11 protein-coding genes are annotated in these 18,076 nt (G+C 69.8%); 2 read left to right on the top strand and 9 right to left on the bottom strand.

The window, feature by feature from the left end; genetic code table 11:
- Positions 1-9: 9 nt before the first annotated feature.
- The 8 genes from B0I31_RS33270 to carA form a co-directional block, all read right to left on the bottom strand.
- On the bottom strand, positions 10-798 hold the full coding sequence (locus tag B0I31_RS33270) for a thioesterase domain-containing protein (protein WP_106619376.1): 789 nt from the start codon (positions 796-798) through the stop codon (positions 10-12).
- Positions 791-3,958: a non-ribosomal peptide synthetase gene (locus B0I31_RS33275; RefSeq protein ID WP_106619377.1), complete on the bottom strand. Its 3,168-nt coding sequence runs from the start codon at positions 3,956-3,958 to the stop codon at positions 791-793. Before B0I31_RS33275 ends, B0I31_RS33270 begins: the two co-directional genes overlap by 8 nt.
- Positions 3,959-4,103: 145 nt before the next feature.
- Complete coding sequence (locus tag B0I31_RS33280) at positions 4,104-5,672, bottom strand: carbamoyltransferase C-terminal domain-containing protein (protein ID WP_106619378.1); 1,569 nt, start codon at positions 5,670-5,672, stop codon at positions 4,104-4,106.
- 90 nt (positions 5,673-5,762) lie between these two features.
- On the bottom strand, positions 5,763-7,403 hold the full coding sequence (locus B0I31_RS33285) for an FAD/NAD(P)-binding protein (protein WP_181320646.1): 1,641 nt from the start codon (positions 7,401-7,403) through the stop codon (positions 5,763-5,765).
- A 5-nt stretch (positions 7,404-7,408) separates the two neighbouring features.
- On the bottom strand, positions 7,409-8,413 hold the full coding sequence (sbnB, locus tag B0I31_RS33290; RefSeq protein WP_106619380.1) for a 2,3-diaminopropionate biosynthesis protein SbnB: 1,005 nt from the start codon (positions 8,411-8,413) through the stop codon (positions 7,409-7,411).
- Positions 8,400-9,419 (bottom strand): 2,3-diaminopropionate biosynthesis protein SbnA, encoded by a 1,020-nt coding sequence (gene sbnA, locus B0I31_RS33295; protein WP_425444445.1) that lies wholly within the window; start codon positions 9,417-9,419, stop codon positions 8,400-8,402. Before sbnA ends, sbnB begins: the two co-directional genes overlap by 14 nt.
- A 47-nt stretch (positions 9,420-9,466) precedes the next feature.
- On the bottom strand, positions 9,467-12,778 hold the full coding sequence (gene carB / locus B0I31_RS33300; protein ID WP_245950612.1) for a carbamoyl-phosphate synthase large subunit: 3,312 nt from the start codon (positions 12,776-12,778) through the stop codon (positions 9,467-9,469).
- On the bottom strand, positions 12,778-13,893 hold the full coding sequence (gene carA / locus B0I31_RS33305) for a glutamine-hydrolyzing carbamoyl-phosphate synthase small subunit (protein WP_106619382.1): 1,116 nt from the start codon (positions 13,891-13,893) through the stop codon (positions 12,778-12,780). Before carA ends, carB begins: the two co-directional genes overlap by 1 nt.
- A gap of 835 nt (positions 13,894-14,728) precedes the next feature.
- Here carA and B0I31_RS33310 point away from each other — a divergent pair.
- Together B0I31_RS33310 and B0I31_RS33315 are read left to right on the top strand one after the other, a co-directional pair.
- Entirely contained in the window at positions 14,729-15,877 is a 1,149-nt protein-coding gene (locus B0I31_RS33310; RefSeq protein WP_106619383.1) for a cystathionine gamma-synthase, read from the top strand.
- Positions 15,878-16,050: 173 nt separating this feature from the next.
- On the top strand, positions 16,051-16,884 hold the full coding sequence (locus B0I31_RS33315) for a hypothetical protein (RefSeq protein ID WP_106619384.1): 834 nt from the start codon (positions 16,051-16,053) through the stop codon (positions 16,882-16,884).
- 84 nt (positions 16,885-16,968) lie between these two features.
- Here the strand turns inward: B0I31_RS33315 and B0I31_RS33320 are convergent, their stop codons facing one another.
- On the bottom strand, positions 16,969-17,997 hold the full coding sequence (locus B0I31_RS33320; RefSeq protein ID WP_106619385.1) for a LacI family DNA-binding transcriptional regulator: 1,029 nt from the start codon (positions 17,995-17,997) through the stop codon (positions 16,969-16,971).
- Positions 17,998-18,076 lie beyond the last annotated feature (79 nt).

Genomic DNA, 18,076 nt, shown 5'->3' on the forward strand with positions numbered 1-18,076 from the left:
GACCTGTTCCTAGTCGCCGAGGTGCTTGCGGACGAGCCGGGCCAGCTCCGCGAGGGCGTCGCCGGTCCAGATCGAGTGGTGGGTGCTGTCGGGGACGGTGTGCTCGACCAGGTCGGGCAGCAGCCGTCCCCAGCGCATGTCCTCGGCGGGGGAGCGCTCCGCCAGGACGTGCACGGACGGTCCGGCGTGCGTGCCGGTGACCTCGATGGAGTAGAACGCCTCCAGCAGCGCGTGGAACACCGCGTACTGGTCGCCGAGCACGTAGGCGTCGATCTCCTCGGGCAGGATCCCGGCCGCCTCGACCTGCTCGAACACCGTCTCGGGGTCCGGGTCCTCCGGCCAGCCCGCGGCGAGCTCGTCCAGGCCGGGCGGCGACTGGTCGGAAGTGCCCGCCATGTCGCGGATGTACCGCACCAGGGTCTCCCGCTCGGGCGGGAGGTCCATCACGGTCGGCATGCCCGCGTCCACCAGGAACAGCAGCTCCACGTCGGAGCCCAGCCGCTTCGCCATCTCGAACGCCACCAGCCCGCCGAGGGACCAGCCCAGGAGCCGGTACGGCCCCTCGGGCTGGAACTCGCGCAGGATCTCGACGTACTCCTCGGCGAGGGCGGGCAGCGACGGCACCGGGGCGCGGTCGTTGTCGAACCCCGGTGCCTCGAAGCCGTAGACCGGTCGGTCGCCGAGCAGGCGGGAGAGCCCGGAGTACGCGTACGCCGAACCCGACACCGCGTGCACGCAGAACAGCGGCGGCAGGTCGCCGCCGGTGTGCAGCGGCACGATCCGCTCCAGGTCAGCCATTCGCCTTCGCCTTCACCATCTCGTCCACGATCTGCGAGATGGCGCCCACGGTGGCGTTGCCGTACAGCAGCCGGACGGTGATGCGGATCTTGAACGTCTTGTTGATCCGGCTCGCCAGCCGCAGGGCCTGCAACGAGTTGCCGCCGGTGTCGAAGATGCTGTCGTTGACGCCGATCCGCTCGACGCCGAGCACCTCGGCGAAGCACCTGGCCACCTCGATCTCGGTGGGGGTGGTCGGTGCGGCGAAGTCGCGGTCGGTGTCCTCGACCGGGTCCGGCAGCGCGTTGCGGTTGATCTTCCAACCGTCGTTGTTCATCGGGAACTTGTCCAGCGCGACCCACGCCGTCGGCACCATGTAGTCCGGCAGCGACTCGGCCAGGTGCTCGCGCAGCGCCTCCACCGACGGCGGCTCGGCGACCGACGTGTAGTAGCCGACGAGGCGGTTCTCGCCGCGCTTGTCCGGGCGCATGAGCACGACGGCCCGCAGCACGCCGGGGTGGGCCTGCAAGGCCGTCTCGATCTCGCCCAGCTCGATGCGCAGGCCGCGCAGCTTCACCTGGTTGTCGATGCGGCCGAGGAACTCGATCTGGCCGTCCTTGCTCCACCGCACCAGGTCACCGCTGCGGTAGACCTTGCTGGTCGGCTCGAACGGGTCGGTGATGAACTTCTCGGCGGTCATCTCCGGCTGGTTCAGGTAGCCGCGCGCCAGGCCGCCCTCGGCGCCGCCGATCAGCAGCTCGCCGTTGACGCCCTTGGGCACCAGGTTGTCGAACCGGTCGACGATGTAGACCTGCCGGTTGAGCTGGGGACGGCCGATGGGCGGCGGCGTCTTCCACTCGATCTGCTCGACGTGGTACTCGGTCTGGCCGATGGCGCACTCGGTCGGGCCGTACAGGTTGAGGTACTTGCGGCCGGGCAGGTTCCACTTGTTGACCAGCTCGGGCGGCAGGACCTCCGCGCCACCCATCACGTACTTCAGGTCCGGGTACGGCTCGGGTTCCATCACCGACTGCATGGCGGGCGGCAGACCGGCGTAGGTGACCTTCTGCTCGCGCAGCAGCGCGGTCAGCGCCTCCGGCGACTGGGCGTCGTCCGGCGAGACGGCGACCACCCGGGCACCGACCAGGAACGCCGTCCAGATCTCGCCCTGCGACATGTCGAAGTTCAACGCAGGCAGCTGCAGCAACCGGTCCTGCGGGCCGAAGTCGAACGTCCGCTTGTACGCCTCGCAGAAGAACGACACCGCGCGGTGCGCGATCATGACGCCCTTCGGCGTGCCGGTGGAGCCCGACGTGTACAGCACGTAGGCCAGCGACTCGCGGGTCGTCCACTCCTCCAGCGGCTCCGAGGCGTCGATCTCCTCGATCCGCGGCCAGTCGGTGTCGATGAGCACGGTGGCCCACTCGCCCTCGGGCAGCACGGACGCCAGCGGCGACCGGCTGATCACGACCGGCGCCCCGGTGTCGCGGATCATGAAGTCGAGGCGGTTGGTCGGCACCTTCGGGTCCATCATCGCGAACGCGCCACCGGCCTTGAGCACGCCGAGCATCGCCACGTACGCGTCCAGGTCGCGGTCGATGACCACGGCCACCACGCGCTCGTGCGTCACGCCCAGCGCGCGCAGGTGCCGCGCCAGCAGGTCACCGCGCCGGTTCAGCTCGCCGTAGGTCATCTCCACGCCCCGGCACACCACCGCGACGGCGTCCGGCGTGGCGGCGGCGACCTGCTCGAACGCCACGTGCAGCGGCAGCTCGGAGTACTCGGCCTCCTCACCGTGGCCCAGCGCCAGCAGCTCGGCCCGCTCCGCCTCCGTCACCACGGGCAGCTGCGACAGCGTCAGCGACGAGTCTCGCGCCGCGGCCGTCACGACCGTGCCGATGTGGTCCAGCAGCGCCTCGATCCGCCACTGGTCGAACAGGTCCGTCGAGTACTCCACGACCGCGCGCAGCGAGTCGCCGGACTCCACGAAGTCGATCGCCATGTCGAACCGCGACCCGGTGGACGCCAGCGAGATCGGCTCGGCGGTGATGCCGGGCAGGTCGATCGCACCGCCCGAGTTCGCGTCGCCCAGCAGCTGCATCGACACCTGGAACAGCGGGTTGCGGCCCGGCACGCGCACCGGCTGCACCCGGTCCACGATCAGGTGGAACGGCACCTCCTGGTGCTCGTACAGGTCGAAGTTGGCCTCCATGGTGCGCTGGAGCAGCTCGGCGAACGTCGGGTCGCCCGACACGTCCGAGCGCAGCACCACCATGTTCACGAACAGGCCGACGACGTCCTCGGCGTCCGGGTCGACGCGGCCGAGCATCGGCACGCCGATCGGGATGTCCTCCTGGCCGCTGTAGCGGCTGAGCACCACGTTGAGCGCGGACACCAGCACCATGTACAGCGACACGCCGTGCTCTTCGGCCAGCGCGCGGGCCGAGACCAGCAGCTCGTCCGGCAAGTGCTTGGTGATCGAGTCGGCCCACTTGGTCGGCGCGGGCGGGCGCGGGCGGTCGGTGGGGAACTCCAGCGTCGGGAGGTCCTTGAGCTTGTCCTCCCAGAACGCGAGCTCCTCCTCCAGGGTCTCGCCCTGCATGGTCTCGCGCTGCGCCCGTGCCGCCTCGGTGAACAGCGAGCCCGGCGTGGCGAACTCGGGCTCACGGCCCTCGGTGAACGCCCGGTAGGCGGTGGCCAGCTCCGCGTTCACGATCCCGGACGACCAGCCGTCGGTGACGATGTGGTGCAGGTTCTGCAGCAGCACGTGGTCGTCCGGCGCGAACGCCAGCACCCGGTACCGGTACAGCGGGCCCTGCTCCAGGTCGAACGGGCTGGTGGACAGCTCCCGCAGCGCCTCGGCGATCACCTCGTCCCGCGCGGCCTCGTCCAGCCCGGGCCGCTCGACGACCTCCAGCGCCACCTCGGACGGCGGCGCCACGACCTGGTACGGCGTGCCCTCGGAGTTGTGGATGGTGACCCGTAACGCCTCGTGGCGCTCGACCACGAGGTTCAGGCACCGGTGCAGCACCGGCACGTCCAGCGGTCCTCGCAGCCGGGCCGCGAGCAGGATGTTGTAGGTCGTCAGCCCGGGTGTGAGCTGGTCGAGGAACCAGAGCTGCTCCTGGCCGAACGACAGCGGCGACCGGGTTTCGGCGTGCGTGGACGTGGACGTGGTCATGTCGGGTACTTCTCTCCTTGCAGGTTGCATGCGGCGTGCGCCGTGCCGCGTCCGGGGTCGGACGCGGCACGGGCCTTACAGGCAGTCGCCGGGTGGCTACGATCTTGCCCGAACTTGCCACCGCTGCGGGAGCCGAACGGGTGGTTCAGCCCCGGCGCGGGGTGACGAACGTGTCGTTGATCACGTAACCGTCCAGGCCGTGCTTCTCGCCGTAGGCGATCAGGTCGCTCGTGCGGTTGATGAAGCCGCGGCCGTTGTTGTTCAACGACGTGTTGCACAGGACGCTGAAGCCGGTGAGGTCGCGGAACGCCTCCAGCAGGTCGACGATGTGCGGGTTGCGCTCGCGGGTCACCGTCTGGGTGCGGGCGCTGCCGTCGACGTGCGTGATGGCCTTGAGCCGGTCCGTCGTCACCCGGTTGAAGTACAGCATGTACGGGTCGACCACCGAGCCCGCGAACCACTTGTGCGCGTCTTCCTCCAGCGCGATCGGCGCGATCGGCCGGTAGCCCTCGCGCCGCTTGATGGTGTTCAGCCGGACCGTCGTCTCCTCGGTGAACGGCGCCGCGAGGATCGAGCGGTTGCCCAGCGCGCGGGGACCCATCTCGTAGCGGCCGCGGGCCCAGCCGATGATGTTGCCCTGCTCGATGTAACGCGCCACGTCGGCGTGCACCAGCGGGCGGACCTCGTACTTCGCCGCGTCGGGCTCGACGTCCTCCACGAAGTCCTCGCCCGAGTACACCGACCACTCGATGGACGCGTCACCGGTGTAGTACCACTGGGCGTCGATGCCGGTGCCCAGGGCCGAGCCGCTGTCGTTCGGGCACGGCGGCACGAACACCGACTCGAACAGGCCGCTCTCCCGCCACTGGGCGTTCCAGTCGCAGTTCAGGCCGCAGCCGCCGGAGATGAGCAGCGGCAGGCCCTCCTTCATGTGCTCGGACGCGTAGTCGTAGAACAGGTTGAAGATCGCCTGCGAGTGCTTCGCCGCGGTGTTGCGGTACTCCTGCGAGTCCACGCCCTTGTTGTAGATGTGCGACCAGGACATCTTGTCCTTGGACAGGTTCAGGATGATCTGCTCCTGCTTGAGGATGAAGTCGATGGTCTCCTTCTCCTCGGCCGTCATCGGACCGTCCTCGGCGAAACCGGTCAGCGCCATCTGCTTGCCCGCGTCGTTGTAGCGGAACAGGCCCGTGCCCACCGGGAAGCCGGGGTCGGCCAGGGCGAACAGGTAGGCGTACTTGTTGCCCGGGTCGGCCAGGACGTGCTTGAGGTGGGTGGCGTTGCCCTTCTCGTCGACCCGGTAGAAGTCGCCGATGCTGCCTTCCCACACCAGCGAGTAGTACGCCTGGCCGGTGCGGCGCGGAGCCATGCCCAGCGACGTGTAGATGTGGGAGCGCTCGTGGGTGGAGGAGAAGTAGCGCACCTTCTTGCCGAAGAACGTGCCCTCCTCGTCGAGGACCGACCCCTCGCCGACGCCGAAGTAACCGGCCCGGGTCTGCGGCTCGATGGAGTGCAGGCCCTTGACCCAGCCGCCCAGGGCGACCACGTCGGGCGCCCGGTGGAGCATCCCGGCGGCCCGTGCGATCACCTCGCCGGTCAGCCGGTCGTAACGCGGGTAGTTGTCCTTCTCCGCTTCCAGCGCGAACAGCAGCTTGCCGTCCTCGATGGCCGTGATGCCGCCGTCGTGACCCTCTTTGAGCGATAAGATCAGCATGGTTCCTGTGTCACTTTCTCGTTGCGGTTCGTGAGGGCAGTGGCCGTGCCCGGCGGGCTTCGTGGCCACGGATTCGGGACAGGTGACGCGTCAGCGGCTCCTGTCGGCACGGAGGGCGGGGCCCAGTACCCGGTCGAGGTCGGTGAGCGCGCGGGACCACACTCCCGGCGACGGCACGTAGTGGTTGTAGTAGCTGGCACCTTCGGCGGGCGGGCCGAACACGGCGACGGCGGACCGCGGCGCACCGCCGCGCGGGATCGCGAAGCCGTCCCGGTCCAGCACGAGGCGCCCGGACCGGTCCGGGCCGACCTCCGCCCACGCCCGCAGCGCCACGCCAACGGGGTCGAGGCGGCCGTCCGGCGACGGCCAGGTCAGGTTGGCGCGCACCACGTGGTCCACCTCGACGGTGCGCGGCTCGGCGAGCCCGGTCGAGCTGAGCGCCCACCGCCCGCCGACCCGCTCCAACCGGGGCCTCGGACCCGGTCCCAGGGCGACCACACCGGCCTCGACCAGCGCGAACAGCTCCTGGATCCGTTCCTTCTGCGGACCGATCACCACCCGGTTGACCAGCGGCACGTACTCGTCCATGAAGTACCGGTGCGAGTCCTCCGTGAGGCCGGGCGGGTCGAGCGCCGCGCGCACGCTCTCCCGGTGGTCGCGCAGCACCTCCAGCGCCTCCTTGACCGGGCTCACGCCCAAGCCCAGTTCGGCCTCCGCCAGGTCGGCCCGCGCGGCGCCGAGCACCGCGTCCCGGTACTCCTCGTAGGTCGCCCACGTCGTCGGCACGGGCGACAGGGCGCGTTCGACCACCGCCACCTGCTCCGGCGTCGCCGAACCCATGCGGCCGACTGCCTCCCGGCGGATCAGCGGCTCCACGTCCCGCCGGAAGTCGAGCAGGCCGCCCGGCACGTGCTCGCGCAGCGCCGCCAACGCCGCGGGCGTGAAGTGCTCGGCGGGCGCGGCCACCCGGTCCTGCCTGGTCCGGGGACGCGCGCACGGCAGCACCCCGGCCCGGCTGGTCAGCACGATCCGCGGCTCACGCCCCGAGGGCCGGTAGCCGTCGCCGTCGAACGCGCCGCCGCGGCCGACCGTGAGCGCCGCGATGACGTCCATCGCGGTCAGCCCGGTGCCCAGCAGTGCGACCGTCGAACCCTCCGCGACGGCGTCGGTCCGCACGGGCAGCGGGTAGGGCGTCTCCACCAGGTCGCCGCCCGTCAGCGGGGCGGGGTCGGCCAAGCCGTGACCGGTCGTCACCACGGCCACGTCCACCTGGTGCCGCGAACCGTCCGCCAGGGTCACCACCGCGCCGTCGCCGTCCGGCCGCACGTCCTCCACGGCCAGCGGCAGGTGCCGCACGGTCAGCCGCGGCGGTACGCGGTCGAGCAGGTCGCGCACCGCCCACTGGAGGTACTCGCCGAGCAGCCGGCGCGACAGGAACTCGTCGAACCGCACCGGTCCGTGGTGCTCCAGGCACCACTCGTACAGGCTCGGTCCCGGTGTCACCGGCGCACCCGGCGTCATCCGCTCGTCGGAGAAGATGGTCAGCTGCGACGCGATCGTGTTCAGCAGCAGGTAGTCGGGCTGCTTGACGTCGTGCACGCCCAGGCCGAGCTCGCCGGGCTCGATCAGCAGCAACTCCGTCGGCGGACCGGGTGAGCGGGTGTGGCTGATCACCCGCTCCAGGACCGACAGCCCGCGCGGGCCGACTCCGATGACCGCGATGCGCAGCACGTCGTTCACCACCGCCGCGTCTCGCCGAAGAAGTCCGGCACGTCGATCGCCAACCCCTGGGTGCGGGCGGCGAGCAGCACGTGCTGCCCGACCGCCAGGTCCAGCACGCCGAGACCGAACGGCGACACCAGCACGCCGCGCGCCGGGTCGGGCAGCGCCCGGCCGCGCACCACGTCGGCGATCGTGCCGGTGACGAAGTCCCGGTTCCCGGTCTCCTGCTCCGCCAGGTGCGGCGACGTGTTGGCCTTCATGCAGTGCTCGACGTCGTCGAAGTAGTTCTGCGCGCCCAGCACCACCGACGCCGCGAAGTCGCGCAGCGAGATGTTCAGCACGACCTGGCCCGGTGCGACCGGGCGCGAGATGTGCGGTGTGGCGGCGGTCGTCGCGGTGACCACGGTCTGCGCGTCCAGCGCCTCGTCCACCGACGCCACCCGCACCGCGGCGACGCCGAGCTCGTCCTTGGCCAGCGCGACCAGGTGGTCCGCCGACCCGGCGTGCAGGTCGAACACGCTCAGCCGGTCGATCCGGTACCCGACCGCGGCCAGGTAGCGCACGATCGTCCGGGCGATCACGCCCGCGCCGACGATGGCCACCTCACCGTTGCCGGGCACGTGCTTGGCCAGCGCCCGCGCCGCCACGGCCGCCGACGCCGCCGTGCGCGCCGCGCTGATCGACGCGGCTTCCAGCATCGCCCGCGGGTAGCCGGTGTCGTAGTCGTTGAGGATCAGCACCGCCGACGCGCGCGGCACGTCCTGCCGGACGTTCGCCGGGAAGCTGGAGATCCACTTGATGCCGGCGACCTGCCCCGACGTGAGGTCGGCGAACGCGGGCAGCGCGATGATCCGCGCGTCCGGTTTCTCCGGGAACCTCAGGAAGTAGCTGTCGGGGTTGATCGTGCGACCGTCGTCGTGACGCAGGTAGGCGTCCTCGACCACGTTCACCACGTCGGGCATCGAGGTGTCGAGGATGTCCTTGACCACCTTGCCCGGGACGACCTCAAACGAGAACATCGCGCTGTCCCTCCTCCAGGGGCCGTTCGGGCGTGAGCGCCCGGCCGAGGCCGTTCTCGATCACCCAGTCGTCGTTGTAGATCGAGTCCAGGTACCGCTCGCCGAGGTCGGGCGAGATCGCCACGACCGTCTCGTCCGGCGAGATCTCGGCGGCCTGGCCGCGGATCGCCGCCAGCACCGTGCCGGTCGAACCGCCCGCGAGCAGACCCGCCGTGCGGGCCAGCCACCGGCACTCGCGCACCGTGTCGTCCTCGGGCACCAGCACGACCTCGTCGGGCGTCTCCGGCGACAGCAGCTCCGGACGCCTGCTCGTGCCCAGGCCCGGGATCAGCCGGCGCTGGGGTTCCGACCCGAAGTTCACCGAGCCGACCGTGTCGACCGCGACGATCCGCGTCTTCGGGCTGTGCGTCCGGAAGTAGTCCGTGACGCCCATCAACGTGCCGCCGGTGCCGACGCCGACGAACAGGTGGTCCACCCGCTCGAACTCGTCCAGCACGGCGGGCGCGGTCGTCCGCGCGTGCGCCAGCGGGTTGTCCGGGTTGGCGTACTGGTTGGCCCAGAACAGGTCCGACTCCTGTTCGAGCCGCTCGCGGATGTAGTTGATCCGGGAGCCGAGGAACCCGCCGTTCTCGTCGCGGTCCCGGACGACCACCACCTCGGCGCCCAACGCCCGCATCACCGCGACGGACGACGCGTTGGAGTTCGGGTCCGTGACGCACGTCAGGCGGTAGCCCTCCGCGGCGCAGATCACGGCCAGCGCGACGCCGAGGTTGCCCGACGTGGACTCGATGATGCGCACCCGGCTCAAGTCCACACCGGACAGCTCCGCGCCCTCCAGGATGCCGCGGGCGGTCTTGAGCTTGATCGAGCCGCCCGTGTTGAGGCCCTCGATCTTGAGGTATAAGCGGTTGAGGCCGCCCAATCCGGATATTCGTAAGAAGACGTCATCCCGCACCAAGTCATAGACACGATCTGTGATCAACGCGATCCTCCAATGCGGGTTCACGTCGGGGTGGTCGACGAACGGATGCCTGCTGCCCCAGCGGACGCGGGCTATGCGCCCGATACAGCCACCCACTGCGAGTGCTGGTCGAGCACGACGGGGCCGTACCCCAACTGCCGGATACCGTCGTCACCGGCGGCCGGTTCGGCGGGCCGGTGGTCGTGGACACCCTGCAGGGGGGTGGTGGTGAAATCGGTGGTGGCCGCGGCCGTCAACGCCGCCGCCAACGCCCGCAGCCCCGGCACGGTGGTCACCACGGGAATGGACAGGTACGAGGCCGCGGCCCGCACGTGTCGGGCGAGGGGCGTCCGGTCCAGGGTGACGACGAGCACCACCTCGTCGGCCAACCTCCGGCGCACGTCCTCTTCGGACCCTTCGGTCCAGGTGACCGGCTCCAGGCCGCGTTCCCGCAACGACGCGAGCGCGGGCAGCACCTTCGGCGCCTGCGCTTCGGTGAACGAGACGTAGACCTTCCCGGCCTCGGGCAACGCGATCCCGGCCGCCAGCTGCGACTTGGCGTAGGCCATGCCGAAGGACACGTCGATGCCCATGACTTCGCCGGTGGATTTCATCTCGGGGCCGAGCAGTGAGTCGACGCCTTTGCCTTCGGGGGTGCGGAAGCGGTGGAAGGGCAGGACGGCTTCCTTGACCGCGACCGGTGCGTGGGCGGGCAGCTTGGCGCCGTCGCCGGTCTTGGGCAGCAGCCCTTCGGTGCGCAGCTGGGCCACGGTCGCGCCGAGCATGATCCGGGCCGCGGCCTTGGCCAGCGGCACCGCCGTGGCCTTGGAGACGAACGGGACGGTGCGCGAGGCGCGCGGGTTGGCCTCCAGGACGTAGAGCACGTCGTCCTTCAGCGCGTACTGCACGTTGAGCAGGCCGCGGACGCCGATGCCCTCGGCGATGGCCAGGGTGGAGCGGCGGACGGCGTCGATGTCGGATTCGCCCAGGGTGATGGGGGGTAGGACGCAGGCGGAGTCGCCGGAGTGCACGCCGGCTTCCTCGATGTGTTCCATGACGCCGCCGATGAAGACTTCGTGGCCGTCGTACAGGGCGTCGACGTCGATTTCGATGGCGTCGTCGAGGAACCGGTCGACCAGGACGGGGTGTTCGGGGCTGACCTCGGTGGCGCGTTGGATGTAGCCCTGGAGGGTGTCCTCGTCGTAGACGATCTCCATGCCGCGTCCGCCCAGCACGTAGGAGGGGCGGACCAGGACGGGGTAGCCGATGTCGTCGGCGATGGCCTTGGCCTGGGCGAAGGAGGTGGCCATGCCGTATTTCGGGGCGGGTAGTCCGGCGTCGGCGAGGACCTGGCCGAACGCGCCGCGTTCCTCGGCCAGGTGGATGGCGTGCGGCGGGGTGCCCACGACCGGCACGCCGGCGTCGGCGAGCCGCTGCGCCAGGCCCAGCGGCGTCTGGCCGCCGAGCTGCACGATGACGCCCACGACCGTGCCGGAGCGCTGCTCGGAGTGGAACACCTCCAGCACGTCCTCGAACGTCAGCGGCTCGAAGTACAGCCGGTCGGCGGTGTCGTAGTCGGTGGAGACCGTCTCGGGGTTGCAGTTGACCATCACGGTCTCGAACCCGGCTTCGCGCAGCGCCATGGCCGCGTGCACGCAGGAGTAGTCGAACTCGATGCCCTGCCCGATCCGGTTCGGGCCGGAGCCGAGGATCAGCACCTTGGGCTTGCCGCGCTGCTCGGTGACCTCGGTCTCGGCGTCGGGGTCCAGCTCGTAGGCCGAGTAGTGGTACGGGGTCTTCGCGGCGAACTCGGCGGCGCAGGTGTCGACGGTCTTGAACACCGGCCGGACCTTGAGCCGGTGGCGCAGCGCCCGGACGCCGTCCTCGCCGGCCAGTTCGGGGCGCAGCGCGGCGACCTGCCGGTCGGACAGGCCGGCCCGCTTGGCCTTGCGCAGCAGCCGCTCGTCGAGCACCGGCGCGTCCTCGATCTCGCGCCGCAGCTCGACCAGCCACGCGATCTGCTCCAGGAACCACGGGTCGATCCGCGACGCCTCGTGCACCTGCTCGATGCTCGCGCCGAGGCGCAGTGCCCGGTCGACGGTGTAGAGGCGGCCGTCGTGCCCGGCGCGCAGCGCGTCGAGGGTGGCTTCGAGGGTGGTGTCGGGGTCGGGGGTGGTCCAGAACCCGCCCGCTTTGGTCTCCATCGAGCGCAGGGCCTTGCCCATGGCCTCGATGAAGCTGCGGCCGATGGACATGGCCTCGCCGACCGACTTCATGGTGGTGGTCAGGGTGCTGTCGGCGCCGGGGAACTTCTCGAACGCGAACCGCGGCACCTTCACCACCACGTAGTCGAGCGTCGGCTCGAAGCTGGCGGGCGTCTCGCCGGTGATGTCGTTGCCGATCTCGTCCAGCGTGTAGCCGATGGCCAGCTTCGCGGCGATCTTGGCGATCGGGAAACCGGTCGCCTTCGACGCCAACGCCGACGAGCGCGACACCCGCGGGTTCATCTCGATCACGACCATCCGGCCGTTGTGCGGGTTGATCGCGAACTGGATGTTGCAGCCGCCGGTGTCCACCCCCACCTCACGGATGACCTTGATCCCCACATCCCGCATGTGCTGGAACTCGCGGTCCGTCAGCGTCATCGCCGGCGCCACGGTGACCGAGTCACCGGTGTGCACACCCATGGGGTCGATGTTCTCGATGGAGCAGACCACGACCACGTTGTCGTTGCGGTCGCGCATCAACTCCAGCTCGTACTCCTTCCACCCCAGCACGCTCTCCTCGATCAACACCTCCGTCACCGGCGACTCCGCCAGACCACTGGCCGCGAGCCGTTCCAGCTCCTCGGGGGTGTGCGCCATACCGGAGCCCAGACCGCCCATGGTGAACGAGGGGCGGATCACGACCGGCAGGCCGAGTTCGGCGACGGTGGCGCGGACGTCGTCCATGGTCCTGCACACCGCGCTGCGGGGCACGTCGCCGCCGATGCGACGCACCAGGTCCTTGAAGATCTGCCGATCCTCGCCGCGTTGGATGGCGTCGATGTCCGCGCCGATCAGCTCCACGTCGTACTTCTCCAGCACCCCGCGTTCGTGCAGGGCGATGGCGGTGTTCAGCGCGGTCTGGCCGCCCAGCGTGGCCAGGATCGCGTCCGGCCGTTCGGCGGCGATGACCTTCTCCACGAACTCCGGGGTGATCGGCTCGACGTAGGTGGCGTCGGCGAACTCCGGGTCGGTCATGATCGTCGCGGGGTTGGAGTTGACCAGCGAGACCCGCAGCCCCTCCTCCCGCAACACCCGACACGCCTGGGTGCCGGAGTAGTCGAACTCGCAGGCCTGGCCGATGACGATCGGACCCGAGCCGATCACCAGCACGTGCTTGAGATCAGTCCTCTTCGGCATCAGCGGCCCTCGCCCATCATCGTCACGAACTCGTCGAACAGGGCTGCGGCGTCATGCGGACCCGCCGCCGCCTCCGGGTGGTACTGCACGCTGAACGCCGGCACGTCCAAGGCCCGGACACCTTCGACCGTGCCGTCGTTGGGGCAGTAGTGGCTCAGCAGCACACGGCCGAAATCGGAGCCGAACTCCTCACCCGGCTCACCCTCCAACGCGAACCCGTGGTTCTGCGAGGTGATCGCCACCTTGCCCGTGGCCACGTCGATCACCGGGATGTTGATGCCACGATGCCCGTAACGCATCTTGTAGGTGTCACGACCCAACGCACGACCCAGGATCTGATTACCGAAACAGATCCCGAACAACGGGATCCGCCGATCCAACACACCCCGCGTCAACTCCACCGCGTGCGCCTGCGTGGCCGGATCACCCGGCCCGTTGGACAGGAACACCCCATCCGGCTTCACCGCCACCAAGTCCTCGACCGCGGAGGTCAGCGGTAGGACGTGCACCTCGATACCGCGCGCCGCCATCATCCGCGGCGTGTTCGACTTGATACCCAAGTCCAGCGCGGCGACGGTGAAGCGGCGCTCACCCACGGCCTCGACCACGTAGGGCTCAGCGGTGGTCACGTCACCGGCCAGGTCGGCACCCTTCATCTGCGGCGCGGACCGGACCCGTTCCAGCATCTCCTCGGCGCTGCCCAGCTCGTCCCCCGAGAACACACCCGCTCGCATCGCACCCTGCTCGCGCAGGTGCCGCGTCAACATCCGCGTGTCGATACCCGAGACACCGACGATCCCCTGCCGGACCAACTCGTCATCCAGGCTCCGGGTCGAGCGCCAGTTCGACGGCACGCGGGCCGGGTCACGCACGACATACCCGGCCACCCAGATACGGCTCGACTCGTCGTCCTCGTCGTTCCAGCCGGTGTTGCCGATCTGCGGCGCCGTCTGCACCACGATCTGACGGTGATACGACGGATCGGTCAGCGTCTCCTGATACCCGGTCATCCCGGTGGAGAACACCACCTCACCCAAACTCGCACCCACCGCGCCGTAGGCCTCACCACGGAACACACGACCGTCTTCCAGCACCAATGCCGCGTTAATCGGCACGCTCCCCCCAGCGCACTTCTCCCTGACCTCGCCCCGCGCGCCGTCGAGCGCACGCCGAACAAAGCCGGGTTGAATCGTCGGATCCTGTTCAGCCGAGCGGGCACGATGCCGCGGCCCGGTCGAAAGTTCATTGGCGGTCGGTTCGGCGCGGCGAAGGCGAAGGTTCGAACGTGGCTCGTTCGAAGACCTTCTCCGGCTCGACCTCCCCAGTGGTCCCACAACATTCGCGGTGCCGATGATTTGCTGCCGTCAAGGCATTGGCAAGATTAGCAGCAGCCGTCGTCCGATCGGCAAGGTCGCCATTTGGGTCAAGGGTATTCCCGAATGTCGGTCATTCGCCTGAAACATGGCGTTCACACGAATGGTTTATAGACACCCCGGCCATGCCGCTGATCGCCGAGCGGGGTGCCGGTGATCGGCCCATCGTGAGTCCGCAGAAAACGGTGGGAGGTCGGCAAGTGGCCGGGTCGTCGCTACGCCGAAAGGCGGTGGTGTCCGCCACCACCTGACAGGCCTTCGGGCGAACGCAGACAGTTGACGTTTTTCTCGCGGAACGAGGCGGCGGGTCGGTTGTTTTTTGCGGTCACATCGGTATTGACCTGCGAAAAGACGCGAGTCCCCGGTGGTGGCGGTGCTGTGGAGATCGCCCCGGGGGCTGGTGACCGCGACCGGGTCCGCCGTCCGGCCTCCACAGCGGAATCCCGCAGGGGCACCGGCTACCGCCACCCGCACGAGGGCCTCGCGGCGCTCGGCGGAGGGTTTCACCCGAACCGGTGGTCCGGCCACCCGTACCACCGGTCTTGAAACGATCTTGGTCGGCGATACGCTGGACGCCATGACCGAAGATCACTACGGGTTCGCGACCAGGGCTATCCACGTCGGCCAGGACCCCGATCCCACGACTGGCTCGGTGATCGTGCCGATCCACGCGACGTCCACGTTCGCGCAGGACGGCGTGGGCGGGCTGCGCGGTGGGTTCGAGTACTCGCGCACCGGCAACCCGACCCGGGCCGCGCTGGAGGAGTGCCTGGCGGCCTTGGAGGGCGCACGGCACGGGCGGGCGTTCGCGTCCGGCATGGCGGCGACCGACACCGCGCTGCGCACGATGCTGCGGCCCGGCGACCACGTGATCATCCCCAACGACGCCTACGGCGGCACGTTCCGCTTGCTGGACAAGGTGATGGCGCACTGGGGCATCGAGTACACGCCCGTGGCGCTGGCCGACGTGGACGCGGTGCGCGCCGCGGTGCGGCCGAACACCCGCCTCGTCTGGGTGGAGACGCCGACCAACCCGCTGCTCCACATCGCCGACATCGCCCTGCTGGCCGAGCTGGCGCACTCGGTGGACGCGCGGCTGCTGGTGGACAACACGTTCGCGTCGCCGTACCTGCAGAGCCCGCTGGAGCTGGGCGCCGACGTGGTGCTGCACTCCACCACCAAGTACATCGGCGGGCACTCCGACGTCATCGGTGGCGCGCTGGTGACCTCCGACGACGAGTTGAACGCGGCCTTCGGCTTCCTGCAGAACGCCGCCGGCGCGGTGCCCGGGCCGTTCGACGCGTGGTTGACGCTGCGCGGCATCAAGACCCTCGAAGTGCGCATGGAGAAGCACTCGGACAACACCGAGAAGGTCACCGAGGCCCTGCTGCACCACCCGAAGGTGACCAAGGTCTTCTACCCGGGCCTGCCCGAGCACCCCGGTCACGAGGTGGCGACCAAGCAGATGCGCCGATACGGCGGCATGGTGTCGTTCACCGTCGAAGGTGGCGTGGACGCCGCGCTGCGCGTGTGCTCCCGCACCCGCCTGTTCACGCTCGCCGAGTCCCTCGGCGGTGTCGAGTCGCTGATCGAGCACCCCGGCCGGATGACGCACCTGAGCACCGCCGGTTCGCCGCTGCAGGTCCCGGGTGACCTGGTGCGGCTCTCGGTCGGCATCGAGTCCGCCGACGACCTGATCGCCGACCTGGTGGCGGCCCTCGACTGACCCGCACGCGGCTCGAACGAACACCGCGGTCACCGGACAACGGTCAGCCACGGTGTTCGCGTCTCGCCGCACGCCACCGGTCGCCGGGCGCGGTGAAACGTACCCTTTCAGACCAGTACTCGAAGCGGGTCATGGCTCTCTTACGGAGTAGCCCCTCTCCGAAGCGAGGAACCATGCCCCTGAACGACCTCACCGTGCCCAAGCCCGGACGTGTCCCGGACCACGAGCGCGTTTCGCTGAAGGCCTTGCTGAACGGCAACGGCTTCACCGACGTCGAATGCCTGAAGGCGGTCAGTGCCAATGCGGACGCCCTGGACCTGAACACCAGGTTCGCCCGGGTGGAGGCGGTGGAGGACAAGTTCGACAAGGGCAACATCACGCCGCAGAAGCGGCGCAAGCTCCGGACCGAACTGGAAACCGAGTACGACCTCCTGCTCGACGCCGCGCAGCGGTACGTGGACGACGCGACCGCCGCTTACCAGGACGCGGTGGAGGCCCAGGTGGACGTGCTCCGCGCCGAGTACCCGGGCAAGGACGAGATGTTCATGAACATCTGGAAGGACCGCTCGCAGCGGATCGCGCCCGACGCCCGCCTGGCGAAGTGGGTGGGCGCGGACCAATTCCGCACCGACATCCGCAACAGGTACAAGGCCAAGTACAAGCTGAAGGCCGCCAAGGTCTCGCCGCTGAACCCGCTCGAGCAGCAGGCCCTCCAAGCGGAGCAGCACAACATCACCGTCCAGCTCAACGCCTGGGACGGCAAGCGCGACGACGCGCCGGGCTGCAACGACATCGGCACGTGGGGCACCTCGGCGGGCGGCGCGGGCGGCGGCTTCGCGGTGTCGGCGGTCAGCCGGAACGTCTGGAACGAGCTCGTCGTGTGGTGGCGCAACAAGCAGAACACGTACATCACGCCCAGCGACACGAGCAGCCGGTCGCTGAAGAAGACCCGCGTCGTGGACGACGGCCGCAGCCCCACCATCAACTACCACATCAACATCGTCTGAGCACGGGCGAGGGCGGCACGACGTCGACCGTGCCGCCCCGGTCGCGCGCTGGCTTGAACGTTCAACGGGGTCGAGCGCCTCGGGTCAGGCGCTGCCGCCGCGCACCAGCTCGGTGGGCAGGAGGAGGCCGGGTTCGTCGTCACGGCCGTGCTCGACCTGGCGCAGGCAGCGGGTGACCAGTTCACGGGAGATGCGCTCGACCGGGATCCGGGCGCTGGTCAGGGTGGGCTCGGTGACCAGGCCGAGGGCGCCGCCGTCGAAGCCGGTGATCGCCACGTCGGTGCCGACCCTGAGCCCGAGCGAGTGCGCGACGTTGACGACCACGGCGGCGACGGCGTCGCTGCCGGTCACGATGGCGCTCGGCGGGTTCTTGCCGGTGAGCAGCTGGCGCGCGCGGCGGCGGATGCCCTGGTCGGGGCCGCGGAACACCGAGGCCTTGGGCAGCCGCACGCCGTGGTGGGCCAGGCGGCGGACGACCCCGTCGAGGCGGTCGAGCTTCCAGTACTGGTCGCCGTCCGCGCCGAGGTAGGCGAACCGCTGGTGGCCCTCGGCCACGAGCACGTCCACGACCTCGCGCATGCCCGCGGTGTTGTCGACGTCCACCCAGTGCTGCGGCAGGTCGGGTGCCAGGCGGCCGAAGCAGGCGAACGGGATGCGGCTGTCGGCCAGGAAGCGGGCCCGCTCGTCCTCGACGGTGGACTCCGACACGATGATCGCGTCCACCGCCTGCCGCGCGACGAGGTCCTTGAACACGCCCAAGGGGTCGTCCCGGCGGTGGGTGAACACCAGGACCTGGTGGTCGACGTCGGAGGCGGCCTTCACCAGCGACTGCAGGAAGTGCAGGGTGAAGCCCTGCGCGCGGTCCAGCTGCTCGCCGAAGATGTGGTAGCCGATCTGGGTGGTGCGCCGCGAGCGGAGCGTCTGCGCGGCCCGGTTCGGCTGGTAGCCCAGCGCCTGCATGGCGCTGGTGACCTTCTCGTAGGTCGCGGCCGAGTAGTACTCGTCGCGGCCGTTGAGGACGTTGGACACGGTCTGCCTGGACACGCCCGCGGCGGCGGCCACGTCCACGATGCCGACGCGCCGCCGTTGTCGATCCGCGCCGCCTCCGGGCACCGGTCCACCTCCTCGTCACCGACATCATTCACCCTACGTGACAGCCCGGACACATTGAACGATCAATGTTGCCGACTCG

The organism is Saccharothrix carnea, assembly GCF_003014735.1.
Lineage (GTDB): Bacteria > Actinomycetota > Actinomycetes > Mycobacteriales > Pseudonocardiaceae > Actinosynnema > Actinosynnema carneum.

What these genes read in the sequence shown, in the direction of transcription:
- B0I31_RS33270 (WP_106619376.1), bottom strand. Translation starts at nt 798, where the DNA reads ATGGCTGACCTGGAGCGGATCGTGCCGCTGCACACCGGCGGCGACCTG.
- B0I31_RS33275 (WP_106619377.1), bottom strand. Translation starts at nt 3,958, where the DNA reads ATGACCACGTCCACGTCCACGCACGCCGAAACCCGGTCGCCGCTGTCG.
- B0I31_RS33280 (WP_106619378.1), bottom strand. Translation starts at nt 5,672, where the DNA reads ATGCTGATCTTATCGCTCAAAGAGGGTCACGACGGCGGCATCACGGCC.
- sbnB (WP_106619380.1), bottom strand. Translation starts at nt 8,413, where the DNA reads ATGTTCTCGTTTGAGGTCGTCCCGGGCAAGGTGGTCAAGGACATCCTC.
- carB (WP_245950612.1), bottom strand. Translation starts at nt 12,778, where the DNA reads ATGCCGAAGAGGACTGATCTCAAGCACGTGCTGGTGATCGGCTCGGGT.
- B0I31_RS33310 (WP_106619383.1), top strand. Translation starts at nt 14,729, where the DNA reads ATGACCGAAGATCACTACGGGTTCGCGACCAGGGCTATCCACGTCGGC.
- B0I31_RS33315 (WP_106619384.1), top strand. Translation starts at nt 16,051, where the DNA reads ATGCCCCTGAACGACCTCACCGTGCCCAAGCCCGGACGTGTCCCGGAC.